Source organism: Marseilla massiliensis (assembly GCF_016899855.1).
In the GTDB taxonomy this organism is placed as follows: Bacteria; Bacteroidota; Bacteroidia; order Bacteroidales; family Bacteroidaceae; genus Prevotella.
Map to the genome: position 1 here is coordinate 1 of NZ_JACJJG010000309.1, position 227 is coordinate 227.

A 227-nucleotide genomic window follows, 5' to 3' on the forward strand; every position below is an offset into this window, starting at 1 on the left:
CTTTTCCACAGCCGTTTTTGTTCGCCGCTCCCGGCGTGCGCCGTCTCCGGGGTGTTGTTACCGATGCTCATGTGGGGCCTGCGCGTGTTGTAAAAGTCGATGTACCTGCCGATGGCCTCGCCGGCCGTGGCGATGTCGGCGAAAGCGCGTCGGCGGTTTACGGCCTCCTGCTTTATTATGCCGTTGACGCGCTCGGCCACGGCGTTGTCGGTGGGGTTGTAGTCCTC

The 227-nt window shown here is 63.0% G+C and carries 1 protein-coding gene; it reads right to left on the reverse strand.

Annotation, left to right across the window (positions count from 1 at the left end):
- The coding region (locus H6A34_RS14835; RefSeq protein ID WP_239480915.1) for an integrase core domain-containing protein at window positions 1-227 on the reverse strand (227 nt) is incomplete at both ends.